The 562-nt window shown below is 41.6% G+C and carries 1 pseudogene; it reads left to right on the top strand.

Going from position 1 to position 562, the window contains the following annotated elements:
- Positions 1–233: 233 nt before the first annotated feature.
- A pseudogene (locus tag AC4GME_RS17455) lies at positions 234–562 on the top strand (endonuclease I); the annotation flags it as partial.

Genomic DNA, 562 nt, shown 5'->3' with positions numbered 1-562 from the left:
TTATAAGTCTTCTCGAAATGGGCAACTAACAAGTTGCTCCACTCGGACTCTGTAGTTGATCCGATTCCGCTTCGCTTCATTTTAGCCAACTGTTACTCACCGCTTATGGCGGCGTTAATCAACCTCTTCCAAAATTAATTTCTAAGTCGGTTCGGGGGCGATAGCGACTTAGCTTTCTGAGGCGGGAAGGACACAAAGCGCCTTATACACCACAATCAAGAATGGATACTCAAATGAAGCGACTACAAAAATCATTACTCAGCATACTCTTATTAACATCCGTCTATTCGTTTGCAGCGAATGAATCAAACACTTCATTCCGTAAAGCTAAAAAAACACTCGAAAAACAGGTGTATCAAAACCATCGTGAAACTATATATTGTGGTGCAACATTCGACTCAAAAAAGCTAGTAATGGCACCTGAAGGATTTACAACGGATAAATACATTAAACGATCAAAAAAAATAGAGTGGGAACATGTGGTCCCTGCCGAAAATTTTGGCAGGACATTTACTGAGTGGCGTGACGGCAATCCATCTTGTGTCAGTAAGAAGGGGAAGCC

The organism is Psychromonas sp. (genome assembly GCF_983033635.1).
This window is presented reverse-complemented; position numbering and strand designations above follow the sequence as displayed.